The following is a 16816-nucleotide window of genomic DNA, read 5'->3' as shown; positions in this document are numbered from 1 at the left end:
GATGTTCTATGATGAAAGCTAGAACACCGCTCAACGTTAGATAAAAACACCTTTACGAAGAATATTAAAAGTAAAGACGTGGCTGGTATTACGATTCTTAATAGGTGTCTACTTTGGAGCTTGATAGATGTCTAGTTTGGATCATTTAACTTAGACAGCATCAGCCATATTTTTTGGAATAGACATAGAGCACTGAGAGTAAAATAAAAAAAATAATAAGGATAACTATGTACGACACTGGATTGATGATTGGACATTTCGAGCCCCTGCACTTAGGGCAGATGCGCAGCATATTGGATGCAGCAGGACAAGCCAAAACCTTACATATCGTCATTATGGCGCATCCATCGCCTCATCCAGATTTTACTATCACCTTACAAGACAAAGCGCGCTGGCTACAGATGGCCTGTGCCGATTTACCCTTTATTCATATTCATACTACCCATGAGATAAAGCTACCGCTGCACGAACATCTGTATAGTGCCAGTGATGATGTCAGTATCGATGTCGCTGCTAGTAATGCCAAATTGCAACGTTTAATGGACGCACTATCACTATCAGCAGAGACTGTATTGTTTATGGCAGACGACCATCCGCTCACTCGCAATGACATACAAGAGCAGCTGCTTTTGCCAGTCGTTACCACGCCGCTACAGTCTGAATTTGACTCTTATGCGATTGCGCGTGATCCAGTCGCCCACTGGTCAGCACTTCATCCGCAAGCGCGCGTCGACTACACCAAGACTGTCGCTATCGTCGGCGGTGAAAGCTCAGGTAAGACAACGCTAGTCCATAAGCTTGCCAATTATTATGGTGCCAGCTTTGCCTTAGAGATGGGGCGTCTGTATGTCGGTACAGATTTGGGTGGTAGCGAGGTTGGATTACAGTACAGTGATTATAGCCCTATTTGTCTTGATCATGCTGAGGCAATTCGAGAAGCTAAAGCCAATGCAACGGCCCCTATCACCATCGTTGATACTGACTTTGTCACTACGCAAGCATTTTGTGAAGAGTATGAGGGTCGCACGCATCCCTTTGTGGCTGCTTGTATTGATGAGTTTCGTTTAGACCACACCATCATGCTAGATAACAATACGCCATGGGTTGATGATGGTATGCGATCTTTGGGCACGCCTGAAGCGCGTGGACGCTTTGAGCAGCGTTTGATGGATATTTTTGCGCGTCACGATATTGCACCGCATATGATTGATCAGCCCGACTATGACGCTCGCTATCAGCAAGCATTGTTATTGATTGATCAATATATCTATGGCAAAAAATCATAAACTGTACTGAGCATATTTATAATAATTTATTCACTAGCACACTTTATTTAACTAGCACATGGTAGTTAGCACTATATTGATATCAGTATTTACTTTAGGGGAAAAGCGATGCGTATTCAGCTATTGGACAACATCACCGGAAAATGGGCGATGCAATGGATTATCATTTGGTTTATTTGCGGTGTTATTGCCTTATCCGCAGGTTTTTGGCTCACGACAGACCATACCACGCTTGATTGGTTTTATTTAGCGGTCTCGTTCATTGGTTTGGTTTGCGTGGTCTCGCTATCATTCCGCAAGAACGTCATGGGCAACGGCTTCGGTATGGGGGCAACGGCTGGCGAAGTAATCGTACAGGCAACGTCTGGCGCAGTTGGTTTGATGCTTGCTCCACTATTTAACTTTTTTACCCATGTTTACGGTATCTTCTATTGGTCAAAGCATACCGACCCTGATGGCGACATGATACCTAAATCAGCAAGTAAAGCTGTTTGGTTAATTACCGCTGCCTTCATCATCGTTGGACTTGCACTGTTCCCTACGGTAAATGATTTATTAGCGAGCTATGATTATGCGGTCGTACAGGATGATAACAGCCTGTTTTTGGGATTTATCTCTTTCTTTTGGATTAACGTCATTGCCTTTGTGCTTTCTATTACCGCTCAGGCAGCTATGATTCTGCGTTATTCATTTAATTGGTGGTTATGGATTATCGTCAACTTTGTCTGGCTCATTGTGAATCTGATGTCTGGCAACTATATCTTTGCTATTCAGACTATGGTGTATCAAGTAAATGCCTTTATCGGCCTGTATGAATGGCATCGCAGCGAGCAGGGATGATGCGTTTCTTGTAGAAAAACCCCTTGGGAGTTTGAATAAAATCTTGCTGATATAGTATCAATAGTACGAGTAAACTTGACTGTGCCGTCTATCAGATAACATGGTAGACAGGCGCAATTAGTGCTACAACTAATGTTAACAATCATATTCATACTGAGATCAGTAGCGAGTCCATTAGCGAGTATGAGTTACTTATCTTATTTACTAACAGGGAGGTTAGTATGTCTCGTCAACCAAAAATGTCCAAACGTACGCTAGAGCAATGGCTTAGTGAATACTCTGTCAGTCACCAAAACTTGGTGAATAAAAAAATCCATTGGCTATGTGTGCCAACCATCTTTGTCAGTCTGCTAGGTATGGGCATGTCGCTATCCGTGTGGTTTACCTTGGTACTAAGCGCATTAGTATTATTGTTTTATATGCGTTTATCTACGCCACTGTTTTTAGCGATGGGGATGTTTATTCTTATCTGTCTATCAGTGATGGCAGCGATGCCATGGGGCTTTAAAGCATGGGCAGCGGTATTTGTCGTTGCATGGATTGGCCAGTTCATAGGACATAAAATCGAAGGCAAAAAACCTTCTTTCTTTAAAGATTTACAGTTTTTATTAATCGGTCCAGCATGGGTGGCTAATAGTTTGATGCAACGCAAATAGTCGTTGGTCTCTACGTAATTTTGTAGAAATTTAACGTAGCTGTATGCTATTGATAACATCTACAACCTTTACCCTTAACAAAATAATGTCACTAACAAAAAACGCCACCCAGAGATTACTGAGTGGCGCTTTCTGTTTTACATAAGCTTTCAGGACTATATAAAATAGAATAAACTAACTTACCTTAAGCACCAAACACTTTCATACGCTCTTCGACTGGCTTAAATACTTTTTCGCCCGCTGGCTGCTCAATCGTTCCAAATACCAATTGTGCATTTAGTGTCCAGTCTTTGTCGATATCCCAAGCGCTAGCTACTTTTTGATCGATTACTGGATTGTAATGCTGTAAGTTTGCGCCAACATCGATACTGGCTAGTGCCGTCCAGATAACATACTGATGCATGGCGCTGGTTTGACTTGCCCAGATTGGGAAGTTGTCAGCATATAGTGGCGCTGCTTCTTGCATGCCTCTGACGACTGCTTGATCTTCAAAAAACAATACAGTACCAGCACCGTTACGGAAACCATTGACACGCTCTTTGGTCGATTTGAACTTCTCTTCGTCACCAACGATTTCGCGTAACGTATCTTCAGTCATATCCCACAATTTACGATGATCATCGCCAAACAATACAACGATACGCGTCGATTGTGAGTTAAACGACGATGGCGTGTGCAAAATAGCATGTTCAACTATTTTTACGATTTCGTCATTAGCTACTGGTAGCTGATTGCTTAGCGCATAGATAGAACGACGTTTTTCTGCTAGCTGCTGTAATGTTGTTAAATCTGACATAGTGTTTCTCCATGTGGTTAGTAAAATAGTTGTTAATAAAAATAATTTTTAGCGTCAATATTTACTGGTATGAGTACTTTAATTGATAAATCGCTTTGCTTCTCAATGACTACATAAAAAGCGGCACTTCCATCACCAATACTTTTGCGGTTTCTTTTACGTCTATATCAAAGCTCGCAGTATCCCAAATAGCCAAACCATCTCTACTAACCAAAGTATTACCATTTATCACGACTTCACCGCTGAGGACAAATACGTAGACACCGTTGTTAGGATTATTTAACTGATAAGTTTGCGATACACCTTCGTCGAAACCACCCATGCTAAACCAAGCATCTTGATGAATCCAAACCCCTGCATCATCAGCATTAGGTGATAGCACTTGGCTAAACTCGTTAGGTCGCATGATATCGCCCATATGCACTTGCTGATAACGCGGTGCGACATCCATTTTGTTTGGTTTCACCCAAATTTGCAAAAACCTCACAGCCTCTGCATCGTCACCGTTCATTTCACTATGGGTAATGCCTGTACCCGCTGACATTACTTGAATTTCACCAGTTTCTATGACGCCCTCGTTGCCGATACTGTCGCCATGAGCGAGCTTGCCGGATAGAGGAATACTGATAATCTCCATGTTTCGGTGCGAGTGCTTATCGAATCCCTGACCGCCAATGACAAAATCATCATTAACAACGCGTAATGCACCAAAGCCCATACGTTCAGGATTATGGTAATTGGCAAAGCTAAAAGTATGTCTGCTTTTAAGCCAGCCATGATTGGCATCGCCACGTGAGTCTGCTGCATGATAGATTGTTTTCATAATTCGTCCTTAGCTATCAACAGATTAATCCTCTATATACTTATTATCGATTAATCTATTTAAACAATGGGCTTATTATAATTACTAATTCTACATAGATAAACAACGCTAAATGCAATTAACTATTCTGTTTTGTAGAACAATCAGAGCAATTTTAACGTAATACAGATTTTTTACATATATTAGCACAGCTAATTTTATATAAATTACTTTAAGTTATGCTTATATAAAAAATTGTCTGCTGTTGAGATTTTCTGTGAAAATGTTCATGACGCTCTTTATTTAAACTACCTCTTTATAATTGTTCTTCGTAAGCGTATAAGAGGTAACTCAGCTACTGATTGTTTATCGCTTATTGTCTATTGAGTAAGCACCCGCACCATGAGAAAAAATCATCAAAAACCCACCTGCGATTGAAATGTTTTTCATAAATGAGATCATCTGTGATTCGTCAGTCCAGAACTGATGAAAAAGAATAGCTGACACGATGCTAAACCCAGCAAACAAAAAAGCGATTGGCCGAGCTTTATAACCTAGCAAGATAGCGATACCACCTAGTACCTCAAACGCGATTACCAACGGTAGTAACATACCAGGCACACCTACTGACTCCATATAGCCTTGAGTAGTCACATAATCTGTGATTTTACCAACGCCTGCAAAGATGAAAATGATTGATAATAATAGACGACCGAGCGGTGCGCTAAATTGCTGTAATTTGTCCATAATAATGCTCCAAAAGTGTGTTTAATCATGTCTCTAAGTAGAGAATAGCGCGATTATAGGCGTTGACTAGCATGGGATAAACAGCAATAATCACAAATATAAGTTCTTGGGGTAAGAACAATCATGAGGCATCGATAATGGGTCAATTAGAAGACATGGCGATGTTTGTACGCATTGTTGAGGCAGGTAGTATTACGAAGGCTGCTGAACAGTTAAATATTGCAAAATCAGCAGTCAGTCGCCGACTTAAAGAATTGGAAGAGCGTTTAGGCAGTCAATTAATCAACCGTACTACCCGCCAATCTAAATTGACGCAAGCTGGTGAGCAATATTATCAGCAAGTGAACAATATCTTGCGTGCCGTTGACGCTGTCAATGAGCATGCTACTGATGCTCCCATGCGTATTGAAGGTACGCTAAAAATGACAGCGCCGTTGTCCTTTGGACTCATGCATCTGAACGATGTAATTGATAAATACGCCAATAAACATCCCAATCTGAGATTCGATCTGGATTTTTCTGACCGACGTATTGATTTGATTGAAGAAGGCTATGAGTTGGCCATTCGAATCGGCGAGCTACAAGATTCTAGCTATCAAGCAAAAAAGTTGGCATTGATTCGTTGTGTGATTTGCGCCAGTCCCGATTATTTGGCAAGAATGGGCATGCCTGAGACGCTAGACGATTTAGACAACCATGCGCTTTTGCAATACAGTCTCGGTCAAACCAATAGTATAAACTTGGTGGATACTGAAGGCAGAAGTCATCATCGTACGATAGATGCCAAAATCAAAGCCACCAATGGTGAGTTCTTAGTGGATTTGGCAGTCAAAGGACATGGGATTACCTTTGTACCGACTTTTATTGCTTATAAACAACTGGCACTTGGCGAGCTTGTACCTGTCTTCCAACACTATCAATTGCCAACCCTAACCGCTTATGCTGTTTATCCAAAGAATCGTTTTTTGTCGCAGCGTTGTCGTTACTTGATTGATTTTATTGCCGAGCAATTCGGTGACAATCCGTACTGGGATCAGTATTAATCAACACTTCTATTATCCATAACAATATCAATTGCTATTGATTTTGGGGCGCCGTCCCCTCTTTCACTCTACTAATCGTCAGCCCCGTAAACCCAAACAGTAGCGTCAATAGCAATGACAAATAACAGAAGAATGCATAAGGCAAGTAATCTAATACTGGCACCCCTAACGCCTGACTGATAAACACCCCGCACACACTCCAAGGCACTAATGGATTAATCACTGTTCCTGCATCCTCAATCGTCCGCGACAAATTCTTAGGATGTAAATGTAGACGCTCAAACGTTGACCGGAAGGCCGTACCTGACAGTAGAATACTCAAATACTGCTCACCGATCAGCACGTTAATGCTCAGTGCCGACATCGCTGCGGCAAATATCGCTCGTCCTGATGTCGTGAGTGTATCCTTAATACCAGATAACAGTGCTGGTAGAATCCCTAATGCGGTCAATAGACCACCTAAGCTTAATGCCAGTATCACAATCGCCTGAGTAAAGAACATACTCTGTACACCGCCACGCGACAGCATACCACCTACCTCACCCAACTCTAATGACTCAGCAGGTGCATAGCCTGCAAACAGATAACCACCCAATTGACCAAAGCTTGGTGAGCTATGTACATAAGTAATAATAAGTGCCGCGGCAATCGTACAGATAATCGTATAAATCGCATTGACCCGAAACAGGGCTAACCCAACCAATACCACAAATGGCAGTACCGAATACCCATGTACCAAACCACTGTCTATCAACTGACCTTGTAATATAGTCACTTGACTCAGATCAGCACTGGTCGTCTGTCCTGAAAACATCCAAAACAAGATAACCGTCAATATCCATGCAGGGACTGTCGTATACATCATATTGTGAATGTGCTCAAACAGATCGATACCAACAACCGAAGACGCAATAGTACAAGTATCCGACAATGGCGACATCTTATCACCAAAGAATGCACCTGATACCACTGCCCCTGCTGCTATTGCCACATTGGCATCAAAGGCATTACTCATACCAATAAACGCCACGCCCAAGGTAGCTGCAGTCGTCAAACTACTACCTAGAGCAATACCGATAATAGAGGTTAAGATAAAAGCAGAGATATAGTAATACTCAGGTGAGATCAGCTGAAAGCCTACATACATGAGTGTAGGTATAGCGCCTGACATCATCAGAGCCGCAACCATCAGTCCAATAAAGAAGAACAAATAGATAGCACCGATACCACGCATAACACCTGAGGCCATTTGCGCTTGCATGTCATCAAAGCTGAGTCCTTTGTACATACCGATAGCCAGTAGCACACAGATAGCCAAGATAAGAGACAGGTGCGGCACCCAGCCAAAGCCGATCATGGTGATGCCCATGATACCGATGACGATGGCGGATATGATAAAGGCGAGCTTGGCACTGATTAATGTGAGGGGTTTTGGTGGCATTGGATACCCTTATGTTGCTATAGGTTTAATTCGTTCAGGTATTCTGGTGTGCGCATCTGTTTTTCAACACTGAATATTGATAACCTCTGTCCTACTTATAGTTGGCTCTAGTTTTTGCTTTCTATATTTCCACTATTTGCTGGCTTAGGACAGATTTTACACATAAAAAAAAGCCTCACTGTGAAGTGAGGCTTTTTGCGCTTTTTCAAGCCATATTTGGAGCGGGAAAAGAGATTCGAACTCTCGACCCCAACCTTGGCAAGGTTATGCTCTACCACTGAGCTATTCCCGCTTAGTATCAATCCGTAGCGTTGTTAACAACTACTCCGTCTCGATAGGCTGGCTATTTTAGCAAATATTCTGTGGGTGTCAACACCTTTTTTAGAATTTATTTCTAATATTTTTAGCTAAATGCCCTTTTTATCGGATAAATCAACATAAGCAATTGATTTAAAAACAGGAATTAATTTTAATTAAATGAAAAATATTTCACATTAATTATAGAACTTTAAGTCTGAGCTCTACTTCCTTTAGCTTCATAGTGGTCATAAGACAATCGATAAAGGAAAAGCTCACTATTTTCACTCTAATAAAAACATATCGCACTTACAATCATACGCTTTATTGTTACTTTTCCTATCTTGGTTTTAGATAGTTAACATTATTATACTTATGTCCAATGGCAGTTAAGGTAAACTTTTACTGTTTAAGCGGATAAATGAGCACTACTAAAAGATTAATAAACACGGCTCCAACATCTGCTGCACTATTTTTTAACTTGTTTGACTTTATGTTGTTCCATCTTATCGAGAGGATATTTTATGAAGAAGTTATTAACCACGACAGTGATGGCCGCTTCGTTGTCAGCACTGACCTTAACTGGTTGTACCAGCACTACCAATTCTGGCGCAGTTGGTGTTGATCGTCAGCAGTTGCTCTTGGTGTCTAGTGAGCAAGTATTGGCACTATCTGCTCAAAGCTATGCTAAAACAATACAAGACGCAAAATCAAAAGGTGTGCTAGATACCAATACCGCTCAGCTAAACCGCTTAAAAAATATTGCGAACCGCTTGGTTGGTCAAGTTGGTGTCTACCGCGCAGATGCAGCCAAATGGCAATGGGAAGTACACACCATCAAGTCTAACGATCTAAATGCATTTGTGGTGCCGGGTGGTAAGATTATGTTTTATTCAGGCATCATCGATCGTCTGAACCTCACTGATGATGAGATTGCTGCCATCATGGGTCATGAGATTTCTCATGCACTACGTGAGCATTCGCGCGAGCGTCTGTCACGCGAGTATGCAACCCAAACTGGTATCGGTCTGGCTGCTAGTATATTTGGCTTATCACAAGGACAGGCTGAGTTAGCTGGTACTGCTGGTAATTTAGGCTTGAGCCTACCCCACAGTCGCACTCAAGAAAGTGAAGCTGATCAGATCGGTCTTGAGCTGATGGCACGTGCAGGTTATAACCCTCAGGCGGCTGTTACGCTATGGCAAAAAATGCAAAAAGCAAGCCAAGGTGAGCCACCACAATTCCTCAGCACTCACCCAACGAGCAGCAGCCGTATTGCAGAGTTACAGTCATTAATGCCAAAAGTTACACCTCTATATCAACAGTCGCGCCGCTAATAAGTAGCTAATTAGCTACCTTTATGCTTTAGCAATGCATGTTTAGATATCATAGAAGCAAAGTACAGCCAAAGCGTTGTGCTTTGCTTTTTTAGTTATAGCCAGACATGCCAAGTTTTATAATTGACAAGCATTGCAGTTGATAAGCACTGTAGTTGATAAGCACTGTAATCAGCAAGGTTTGCAATTGTTCGATTTGGCAATCGCATTCTATCCCATTTACCGTGTCTGTTATAATACCGATAAATATTATTTGCAGATTGCTCAATCAAATTGCACAAAACACACTGAAGGATTGTTATGAGTATCACACCTACTGCCAACGCACTTCATGCCGAATTACAAGCGCTTGCGCCGCAGCATATCGAACTGATCAATGAGTCGATGTCGCATGCCGGTTACTTTGAAGGTAAAGAAAGCCACTTTAAACTCACTATCGTTAGCGATGCATTTGAAGGCAAAAGACTGGTCGGGCGTCATCAGCTGATATATGGCTTAGTCACGCCTTTGCTTACTTCACAAGGCGGCCAAGTACATGCCCTCGCTATCCATGCCTATACTCCGACAGAATGGCAAGGTCAAAGCCCTGCGAGTCCATTATGTGCTGGTCAAAACAAATAGCCGACTATGTTTGAATCGCAACTAACTATTCTAAATTAGCCTATATACTGCAGTTTTAGAGGGAGCAATATTCAATGAAACACCTACATATGCTGATGGCAGCGCTGACTGTTGCGCTATTTTTATATCAAAGCTACTTAGTACTCAGCGCAGACCGCCGCGCACCACGTGTGGTCAAAATAGCCACTCATATTATCTATGCCCTGCTTATCCTGTCAGGTGCGATGATGCTAATGCAATTGATGGGTGCCAACGCCCCTGTACAGTGGGTGTTTGCCAAAATCATTTTACTTATCGCGGCTATTAGCTCAAGTATTAAAGCGTTTAAGGTTGATGCGACACCTGTGCAAAGAAAAACAGGTATTCTTATCGCTGCCGTTGCCTATATTGGTATCGTCATACTTGCTTTTGCCAAACCCGCAAACTTATTTTAATAAGCGATTTGCTCTATTAATAAGCAACCATTTTAGAAAGCTGTCGATATGTTGATGATACGATGCGAAAATTTTTCATCATCGATGGATTTTCAATATCTTAATCGCGCTATTTTTGCTATCTTAAATAGATATAAATACAATCACTTAGCCTACTGGAGCCATTATGAAAACGTTTACGACAGCGACACTACTAGCTGGCATTTTTGTGCTCTCAGGCTGTGCCTCTACTGGTAACATCACCCCGCAATATGTACCGCCAAGTACTTATCAAAATTATAATTGCCAAGCACTTAGCCAAGAGTACACTCGCGTCAACCGCTATGTCGAAGCGGCTCGCAATGAGCAATCTACGCTATCGGCATCAGGCGTCGGTGTTGGCGTCTCTGCAGGACGCTGGGGTATCTCACCGAATATCAGCTTTGGTCTAGGCAAGAGCAACAATACCAAAGCACGCGATGCAAAATTATCGCGTCTCTACGGTGAGCGTGATGCAATTGTCCAGTCAGCACGCATTCAGCGTTGCAGTTTTGCCAATGGCATCAAGATTTATGGTGAGTAAATTTAAGCAAATGCAAAGCTATCTAAATGATTAAGATAGTGTATGACACCGTAAAATATTACATGACACAGCAAAAAAGCCAATATGCAGATCGCATATTGGCTTTTTTATTACTACGGTTTCTTATAAAAAAACATGAGCGCTTGGATAGATAGCTTAGAGAAAAAGTAATCTAGCCTGACTAATACTACGACTGTAAGCTTTGCACCCAATGAATGATTTGATGACTTGGTAACGCGCCTGATTGTCGAGCGACTTCCTTACCATTTCTAAAAGCAACCATCGTTGGCAAGCTGCGAATATTGTAAAGAGCGGCTGCCTGCTCGTATTTATCCGTTTGTACCTTGGCAAAGACCACCTGCGGTAATTGGCTAGCAGCGCTCTTGAACTCTGGCGCCATCATGATGCAAGGTTGACACCAGCTCGCCCAAAAATCCACGATAGTCAGCACATCATTTTTTTGGATAACCTTATTGGCTGTTTGCGCATTTAGCTCATGCGGACTAGCAATCAATAATGGCTGACCACATTTACCGCATTTTGGCGCAGCGCTCAATCGTGCAGCAGGTATACGGTTGGTTGCTTGGCAATGTGGGCATACTAGATGAAAACTTTGCTCACTCATTATTTAATTCCTATTCTAATTATTTTGTTATTTCAAATACTGTTCATGAACCATTTTATATAAAAGCTAGTTACGTTAATTGATTACATGAATAATTTTAGCATAGTTAATTGGGCTTATCCTTCATGCCAGTTGCTGTGCCACACCGCTATATACATAGCTCATTGGTCTTGGGCCGGGCAAATACGTTTCGCTCAACTCATCAATAGCAAACCCACCTTCTCTAATAAGCGCCGGAATATCGCGATCTAAATGACACCCACCTGCTATAGGCTTCCAAAAAGGCGTCAATCGATGCTGCCAACGCTCAACAGAAGAGTCTGGTGCCAGTCCATGCTCACAAAATAGTAAGCGACCGTTAGGTTTTAACACGCGCGCCATTTCTCGAAGCGCCGCTACTGGATCATCAATACTGCACAAGGTAAAAGTCATCACAATCGTATCAAATTGATCTGTATCAGCATGGATACCTTGTACATCGACGGCTATCACTTCAACCGGAATGCCAATGTCAGCTGCACGCTCACGAGCCAGCGACTGCATCTGAGCTGCTGGATCCACACCGATAATAGAAGAGACTTTATTAGCATCATAAAACTGTAAATTCAGACCGCTACCAATGCCAATCTCCAACACCTTACCGAGCGCTTGCGGAACAATTTTAGAACGCGCTTTCATCACATTACCCGTACTACAGGCAATATCTATCATCTTTGGCAACACATAGCGCTCGTAAGGGTTCATTGCTCTCTCCAGTTATTGCAGCCCTTAGCGCTTGCAGTTGATCATACATAGCATCTAAAAATGGACAGTCTATAGGTTAGCATTCTTATAGATATCAATCATACGACACTTACGTAGAGCTGCATCGGGTAATGATTTTCATTTATTAAACTGTTTAACTTATCCACCGAGGACATTGATCGGTACTTTTAGATAACGTGTACCGTTGTCTTCTGGCTCTGGAAAATGTCCTGCATCGATATTGATTTGTACAGCAGGAATGATAAGGCGGGGCATATCTAAAGTCGCATCACGGCGCTCACGCATCTGCACAAACTCCGCTTCGTTTATACTGTCTTTGACATGAATATTTTCTAGTTTTTGCGCGGCTACTGTCGTCGTTGGGCAATGCTGACGACCTTTGCTTGGATAATCATGACACAGATACATGACGGTATCTTCAGGAAGTGCTAGCAGCTTCTGAATAGACTGATAAAGCGTTTTGGCATCGCCGCCTGGGAAATCACAACGCGCTGTACCGACATCAGGCGCAAACAACGTATCGCCAACGAATACCACTGTTTTTTCATCATCAGCGGCTAGATATGCCATATCGGCACGCGTATGACCGGGTACATACATCGCAGTGATAGTAATGTTGCCAAGCTCTAAGGTCTCGCCTTCATCTGTCAAAATATCAAACTGGCTGGCATCAGTACGAAAACTGGTATCGAAGTTGAAAATTTGCTTAAAGATTTTTTGTACTTCGGTGATATGCTGACCAATGACTAACTGTCCACCAAGGCTTTCTTTTACATGAATGGCCGCTGACAAATGATCTGCATGCGCATGGGTTTCAATAATGTACTTAAGCGTCCAATCTTGCTCACGTACAAACTCAATCACTTCATCGACACTGCTAGTATTGGTTCGGCCTGATTTAGCATCGAAGTTCAATACAGGATCGACAATGGCGCATAATTTTTGCTCAGTATCAGCAAGTACGTGGGTATAGGTTTCTGTATCGCTATCTAAAAAAGAATGAACTTGCATGGCGGCCTCTTTGATTATTTATACATATTTTGGACATAGGGATTTTTATCTTTAATTAACCCTTAAATATGATATTCAGTCGTATATAATGCGTTCCTACGACTTATCTGATGCCACCAATATAACAACCACCATACAATTTATCAATTTATATAATGTAATTAATGATAACTTGCTATGTAGCGTGATATCATTGATAATCAACTATATATTGTTCAAAACATCATGACATTTGTTACCATCTAATGTAAGGAATTTGTTCTGACTACTTCTATTTCAGCCGAAGGTACACCTACTCGCAGTCCCACTGACGATGGGTCATCTGATACTGCAGATTTAGTACCTGCCGATCTTGCCAAGCAAATGCAGCAAGCATCGCTACAAGCCAGCCAACTACTAAAGTCGCTATCGCACCCTGATCGCCTCCTTCTTCTCTGTCAATTGACCCAAGGTGAATATTGCGTCGGTGAGCTGGAAGACTTGGTCGGGGTTGGGCAGCCGAGCTTATCGCAGCAATTGGGTATATTGCGCAAAGACGATCTGGTCACCACACGCCGCGAAGGTAAGCAAATTTACTATAGTATCGCAAGCGAGGATGCGCTAGCTGTACTCGATCTGCTGTATCAACGTTTTTGTGCCAAAGCAGAATAACGCTGCTCTCGCCTAATTATTTGTACTATCTACTGTGGTGATTGATATGTCCTCTATCGTCGCTCGTCTGATTCCAGCTTGGCTGCGTCAATACCAGCTCTCAGCGTTGCCGACTGATCTCGTCGCAGGCATAGTGGTGGGCGTGTTAGTCATACCGCAGAGCCTAGGCTACGCGGTGCTTGCAGGACTGCCGCCTGTCTATGGCCTATATGCAGCGATCGTACCTGTCCTCGTTTATGCGTGGCTCGGCTCTAGCAACGTGCAAGCCGTAGGACCGGTTGCCATTACCGCCATTATGACCGCCAGTGGCCTACTGCCTTATGCCGAGCAAGGCACTGAGCAGTATGCACTGATGGCCAGCCTATTGGCACTGATGGTAGGTGCACTGCTATGGATTGCAGGCAGGTTAAAACTTGGCTGGATCATGCAGTTTATCAGTCGCGGTGTGTCCGCAGGGTTTGTCAGCGGTGCAGCGGTCCTTATATTTGTCAGTCAGCTCAAATATCTGACAGACATCCCTGTCACCGGCAATAGTTTGATTGGGTATCTATCTACCATGCAACGCTATGCCAGCCAGCTGCATTCATTAACCTTAGCTATCGGTATTACCGCATTTGCGCTATTGGTTGCCAATCGCTATGCAAGTGAATGGATATGGCAGACGTGGCTATCATCGTCGTATGCCAAATGGGCAGAGCGCTTATTTCCGCTTATTTTACTTGGCATTGCTATCGTACTCAGTATGGCACTGCATTGGAGCACACATGGTGTGGCGACCATCGGTCGTATTCCACAAGGGCTACCGAGCTTTACGTTACCGCACATCTCAGACCTACAAGAAGCGCTGAAGCTATTGCCAACCGCAGGATTAATGGCACTGATCATATTTGTGTCGAGCAGTTCAGTTGCCAGCACCTATGCTCGTTTGCGCGGTGAGAGCTTTGATGCCAATCGCGAGCTGACTGGACTTGGGCTGGCCAATCTGTCTGGTGGACTGTTCCAAAGTTTTGCAGTTGCAGGAGGTTTTTCGCGTACGGCTATCAATGCCGATTCAGGCGCGAAGACTCCACTTGCTAGTCTCGTCACCGTACTGGTAATGATTGCCGCGCTCATAGCCTTTAGCAATGCGCTTGCTCCACTACCCTATGCACTACTGGGCGCAACCATTATGGCCTCTATCATTGGCCTGATAGATATTGCGACGTTGAAATCTGCATGGCAGCGCGATCGCTTAGATGGTGCTAGTTTTTTGGCCGCGTTCGTCGGTGTTCTGATATTTGGTCTAAACACGGGACTTGTCATTGGTCTCATGGTGTCATTCGCCAGTCTCATCTGGCAGTCGAGTAAGCCACATGTCGCCATTGTTGGTCAGCTGGGCGGTACAGGACATTTTCGTAATATCAATCGCCATGACGTCGTAACTTTTAACAATTTATTGATGTTGCGTATCGATGAGAGTTTGTTCTTTGGTAATAGTGAATCTGTACATCGACGCATCCTCAATGCCATGCAGCAATATCCCGCTGCCAATGAAATTATATTGATTATGGCCGCCGTCAATCACATAGATCTGACCGCCCAAGAAATGCTTAGTACTTTAAATAAAGAGCTTGCGCTGCAAAACAAGCGCTTACATTTTAGCTTTATCAAAGGTCCTGTGATGGACATCATCGGTCACACCCCATTGATTAGCGAGCTATCAGGGCAAGTCTATCTGAGTACCTTAGATGCTGTCGATGCGTTAAAGTAATCTATATTTTGCTCATAACAAAGTCGCTGCTACATTAGTTTCACTCAACCTCAATTACTATTGTCGCCTACAACACAATATCGCTACGATAGCGCCTGTGTTATGCTAGACGCACTAAATAGGGAATCAATTAACCTAGAAGTCGACCTAAAAAATGCTGATTCATAGTCCTTTGATATTCTTAGTCCAACCATCAATAATAAATATACCTTAACAAATATAACTGAACCTATTTTATGACCGATGATTTAACGATTTATAAGCAAATATATCCAAGTCAATGCGTTAAGATTGCTGAGCTTGGTTATCGTTCAGTGCTTAATATTCGCCCAGATGCCGAGATTGAGACACAGCCTAATAGCTGCGATTTGGCAACGGCTACCGAACAGGCAAACCTAGCGTATCAGCATCTGCCGTTTGATGATGAGCGCTTAAGTATGCTGACGGTCGAGCAGTTTGCCGATTTCTATCACTCAATGCCTAAGCCTATATTAATGTTTTGCGGTACTGGGGCACGCGCCAAGCTACTGTATCAAAGCGCATTGATGCAAGGTCTGTTATAACAGCAACCATAGCTCGAACCAACACGTTTTATAAACCCAACAACACCAATAAAAAAAGGAGCTCTTATGAGCCATGAAGTTAGCTTTACCGGACAAATCACGCCTGACCAAGTGCCTATGATTGCCGAAAATGGTTTCAAAACCATTATCAACAACCGTCCTGATGGTGAAGAGCCAAATCAGCCAACCAGTGCCGAAATCGAAGCAGCAGCCAAAGAAGCTGGTCTTGCTTATAAAGAGATTTCTTTTGCAGGTAATGAGCTGAATCAAACTCATGTCGAAACGTTTGCAGATTTCTTTAATCAAGCTGAGCAGCCAATGCTGATTTTTTGCCGCACGGGTAACCGCTCAAACGGTATCTATGAAGCCGCCAAGCAAATGGATTTACTAGACGACTAGTACCGCATAAACAGACTAGACAGTTAGAGTATTTAGCCCACAGAATCTTGTGGGCTTTTTATTGTGCGTATCATTATGCTCAAATTTTCATTAACCATAAACAGCCCAATCACTACCTAGTCACTGCTTAATCACTTCCCGATAGCTTCCAACAACCTCGACCAACCTCAATAGTCACGACAAGTGGGTT

The 16816-nt window shown here is 42.8% G+C and carries 19 protein-coding genes and 1 tRNA gene; 12 read left to right on the top strand and 8 right to left on the bottom strand.

What is annotated here, in order from left to right:
- The first annotated feature begins 227 nt into the window (after window positions 1-227).
- The 3 genes from nadR to ABFV72_RS06530 all read left to right on the top strand — a co-directional run bounded on the left by nadR (window position 228) and on the right by ABFV72_RS06530 (window position 2782).
- A complete protein-coding gene (gene nadR, locus ABFV72_RS06540; RefSeq protein WP_347162895.1) occupies window positions 228-1286 on the top strand; it encodes a multifunctional transcriptional regulator/nicotinamide-nucleotide adenylyltransferase/ribosylnicotinamide kinase NadR in 1059 nt (352 codons plus the stop codon).
- A gap of 108 nt (window positions 1287-1394) precedes the next feature.
- Window positions 1395-2126: a nicotinamide riboside transporter PnuC gene (gene pnuC / locus ABFV72_RS06535; protein WP_347162894.1), complete on the top strand. Its 732-nt coding sequence runs from the start codon at window positions 1395-1397 to the stop codon at window positions 2124-2126.
- 221 nt (window positions 2127-2347) lie between these two features.
- Window positions 2348-2782 (top strand): DUF962 domain-containing protein, encoded by a 435-nt coding sequence (locus ABFV72_RS06530; protein ID WP_102091859.1) that lies wholly within the window; start codon window positions 2348-2350, stop codon window positions 2780-2782.
- Window positions 2783-2966: 184 nt separating this feature from the next.
- Here the strand turns inward: ABFV72_RS06530 and ABFV72_RS06525 are convergent, their stop codons facing one another.
- The 3 genes from ABFV72_RS06525 to ABFV72_RS06515 form a co-directional block, all read right to left on the bottom strand.
- Window positions 2967-3578, bottom strand: a complete 612-nt coding sequence (locus ABFV72_RS06525; protein WP_347162893.1) for a nitroreductase family protein — start codon at window positions 3576-3578, stop codon at window positions 2967-2969.
- Between the two features lie 109 nt (window positions 3579-3687).
- Complete coding sequence (locus tag ABFV72_RS06520) at window positions 3688-4401, bottom strand: pirin family protein (RefSeq protein ID WP_347162892.1); 714 nt, start codon at window positions 4399-4401, stop codon at window positions 3688-3690.
- A gap of 345 nt (window positions 4402-4746) precedes the next feature.
- Window positions 4747-5127 carry a DoxX family protein gene (locus ABFV72_RS06515; RefSeq protein WP_347162891.1) on the bottom strand — a complete coding sequence of 127 codons (381 nt, stop codon included), beginning with the start codon at window positions 5125-5127 and terminating at the stop codon, window positions 4747-4749.
- A 137-nt stretch (window positions 5128-5264) separates the two neighbouring features.
- Here ABFV72_RS06515 and ABFV72_RS06510 point away from each other — a divergent pair, with 137 nt between their 5' ends.
- Window positions 5265-6170 (top strand): LysR family transcriptional regulator, encoded by a 906-nt coding sequence (locus tag ABFV72_RS06510; protein ID WP_347162890.1) that lies wholly within the window; start codon window positions 5265-5267, stop codon window positions 6168-6170.
- A 34-nt stretch (window positions 6171-6204) separates the two neighbouring features.
- On the opposite strand, the gene ABFV72_RS06505 is transcribed toward ABFV72_RS06510, so the two are convergent.
- A complete protein-coding gene (locus ABFV72_RS06505) occupies window positions 6205-7611 on the bottom strand; it encodes a Na+/H+ antiporter NhaC family protein (protein WP_347162889.1) in 1407 nt (468 codons plus the stop codon).
- Window positions 7612-7828: 217 nt separating this feature from the next.
- Window positions 7829-7903 (bottom strand) — tRNA-Gly (locus ABFV72_RS06500).
- A 529-nt stretch (window positions 7904-8432) separates the two neighbouring features.
- Between ABFV72_RS06500 and ABFV72_RS06495 the strand changes: the two genes are divergently transcribed.
- The 4 genes from ABFV72_RS06495 (at window position 8433) to ABFV72_RS06480 (ending at window position 10862) form a co-directional block, all read left to right on the top strand.
- Window positions 8433-9245 (top strand): M48 family metallopeptidase, encoded by an 813-nt coding sequence (locus ABFV72_RS06495; protein ID WP_057761502.1) that lies wholly within the window; start codon window positions 8433-8435, stop codon window positions 9243-9245.
- 300 nt (window positions 9246-9545) lie between these two features.
- Window positions 9546-9866: a BolA family protein gene (locus ABFV72_RS06490; RefSeq protein ID WP_347162888.1), complete on the top strand. Its 321-nt coding sequence runs from the start codon at window positions 9546-9548 to the stop codon at window positions 9864-9866.
- Window positions 9867-9940: 74 nt separating this feature from the next.
- Entirely contained in the window at window positions 9941-10300 is a 360-nt protein-coding gene (locus tag ABFV72_RS06485) for a SirB2 family protein (protein WP_102094089.1), read from the top strand.
- Between the two features lie 166 nt (window positions 10301-10466).
- Window positions 10467-10862, top strand: coding sequence for a hypothetical protein (locus ABFV72_RS06480; protein WP_347162887.1), 396 nt, complete (start codon window positions 10467-10469; stop codon window positions 10860-10862).
- Window positions 10863-11049: 187 nt separating this feature from the next.
- Here ABFV72_RS06480 and trxA read toward each other — a convergent pair whose 3' ends face one another.
- The 3 genes from trxA to ABFV72_RS06465 all read right to left on the bottom strand — a co-directional run bounded on the left by trxA (window position 11050) and on the right by ABFV72_RS06465 (window position 13263).
- Window positions 11050-11487: a thioredoxin gene (gene trxA / locus ABFV72_RS06475; RefSeq protein WP_347162886.1), complete on the bottom strand. Its 438-nt coding sequence runs from the start codon at window positions 11485-11487 to the stop codon at window positions 11050-11052.
- A gap of 123 nt (window positions 11488-11610) precedes the next feature.
- Window positions 11611-12231: a class I SAM-dependent methyltransferase gene (locus tag ABFV72_RS06470; RefSeq protein ID WP_347162885.1), complete on the bottom strand. Its 621-nt coding sequence runs from the start codon at window positions 12229-12231 to the stop codon at window positions 11611-11613.
- Window positions 12232-12390: 159 nt separating this feature from the next.
- A complete protein-coding gene (locus ABFV72_RS06465; protein ID WP_114701566.1) occupies window positions 12391-13263 on the bottom strand; it encodes an MBL fold metallo-hydrolase in 873 nt (290 codons plus the stop codon).
- A 363-nt stretch (window positions 13264-13626) separates the two neighbouring features.
- Between ABFV72_RS06465 and ABFV72_RS06460 the strand changes: the two genes are divergently transcribed.
- The 4 genes from ABFV72_RS06460 (at window position 13627) to ABFV72_RS06445 (ending at window position 16626) form a co-directional block, all read left to right on the top strand.
- Window positions 13627-13914, top strand: a complete 288-nt coding sequence (locus tag ABFV72_RS06460; RefSeq protein WP_347162884.1) for an ArsR/SmtB family transcription factor — start codon at window positions 13627-13629, stop codon at window positions 13912-13914.
- 46 nt (window positions 13915-13960) lie between these two features.
- Window positions 13961-15664, top strand: coding sequence for a SulP family inorganic anion transporter (locus ABFV72_RS06455; RefSeq protein WP_347162883.1), 1704 nt, complete (start codon window positions 13961-13963; stop codon window positions 15662-15664).
- Between the two features lie 236 nt (window positions 15665-15900).
- Complete coding sequence (locus tag ABFV72_RS06450) at window positions 15901-16227, top strand: beta-lactamase hydrolase domain-containing protein (RefSeq protein ID WP_057761519.1); 327 nt, start codon at window positions 15901-15903, stop codon at window positions 16225-16227.
- A gap of 66 nt (window positions 16228-16293) precedes the next feature.
- Entirely contained in the window at window positions 16294-16626 is a 333-nt protein-coding gene (locus ABFV72_RS06445) for a TIGR01244 family sulfur transferase (RefSeq protein ID WP_057761521.1), read from the top strand.
- Window positions 16627-16816 lie beyond the last annotated feature (190 nt).

The organism is Psychrobacter proteolyticus (assembly GCF_039762275.1).
GTDB classification, from domain to species: Bacteria; Pseudomonadota; Gammaproteobacteria; order Pseudomonadales; family Moraxellaceae; genus Psychrobacter; species Psychrobacter proteolyticus_C.
The sequence above is the reverse complement of the archived record's forward strand: the minus strand, read 5'-3'. Positions and strand labels throughout refer to the sequence as shown.

Coding starts and splice junctions, on each gene's coding strand:
- ABFV72_RS06485 (WP_102094089.1), top strand. CDS start 9,941: ATGAAACACCTACATATGCTGATGGCAGCGCTGACTGTTGCGCTATTT.
- ABFV72_RS06505 (WP_347162889.1), bottom strand. CDS start 7,611: ATGCCACCAAAACCCCTCACATTAATCAGTGCCAAGCTCGCCTTTATC.
- ABFV72_RS06525 (WP_347162893.1), bottom strand. CDS start 3,578: ATGTCAGATTTAACAACATTACAGCAGCTAGCAGAAAAACGTCGTTCT.
- ABFV72_RS06530 (WP_102091859.1), top strand. CDS start 2,348: ATGTCTCGTCAACCAAAAATGTCCAAACGTACGCTAGAGCAATGGCTT.
- ABFV72_RS06470 (WP_347162885.1), bottom strand. CDS start 12,231: ATGAACCCTTACGAGCGCTATGTGTTGCCAAAGATGATAGATATTGCC.
- ABFV72_RS06495 (WP_057761502.1), top strand. CDS start 8,433: ATGAAGAAGTTATTAACCACGACAGTGATGGCCGCTTCGTTGTCAGCA.
- ABFV72_RS06450 (WP_057761519.1), top strand. CDS start 15,901: ATGACCGATGATTTAACGATTTATAAGCAAATATATCCAAGTCAATGC.
- ABFV72_RS06510 (WP_347162890.1), top strand. CDS start 5,265: ATGGGTCAATTAGAAGACATGGCGATGTTTGTACGCATTGTTGAGGCA.
- pnuC (WP_347162894.1), top strand. CDS start 1,395: ATGCGTATTCAGCTATTGGACAACATCACCGGAAAATGGGCGATGCAA.
- ABFV72_RS06520 (WP_347162892.1), bottom strand. CDS start 4,401: ATGAAAACAATCTATCATGCAGCAGACTCACGTGGCGATGCCAATCAT.
- trxA (WP_347162886.1), bottom strand. CDS start 11,487: ATGAGTGAGCAAAGTTTTCATCTAGTATGCCCACATTGCCAAGCAACC.
- ABFV72_RS06460 (WP_347162884.1), top strand. CDS start 13,627: ATGCAGCAAGCATCGCTACAAGCCAGCCAACTACTAAAGTCGCTATCG.
- ABFV72_RS06480 (WP_347162887.1), top strand. CDS start 10,467: ATGAAAACGTTTACGACAGCGACACTACTAGCTGGCATTTTTGTGCTC.
- ABFV72_RS06515 (WP_347162891.1), bottom strand. CDS start 5,127: ATGGACAAATTACAGCAATTTAGCGCACCGCTCGGTCGTCTATTATTA.
- ABFV72_RS06445 (WP_057761521.1), top strand. CDS start 16,294: ATGAGCCATGAAGTTAGCTTTACCGGACAAATCACGCCTGACCAAGTG.
- ABFV72_RS06455 (WP_347162883.1), top strand. CDS start 13,961: ATGTCCTCTATCGTCGCTCGTCTGATTCCAGCTTGGCTGCGTCAATAC.
- nadR (WP_347162895.1), top strand. CDS start 228: ATGTACGACACTGGATTGATGATTGGACATTTCGAGCCCCTGCACTTA.
- ABFV72_RS06490 (WP_347162888.1), top strand. CDS start 9,546: ATGAGTATCACACCTACTGCCAACGCACTTCATGCCGAATTACAAGCG.
- ABFV72_RS06465 (WP_114701566.1), bottom strand. CDS start 13,263: ATGCAAGTTCATTCTTTTTTAGATAGCGATACAGAAACCTATACCCAC.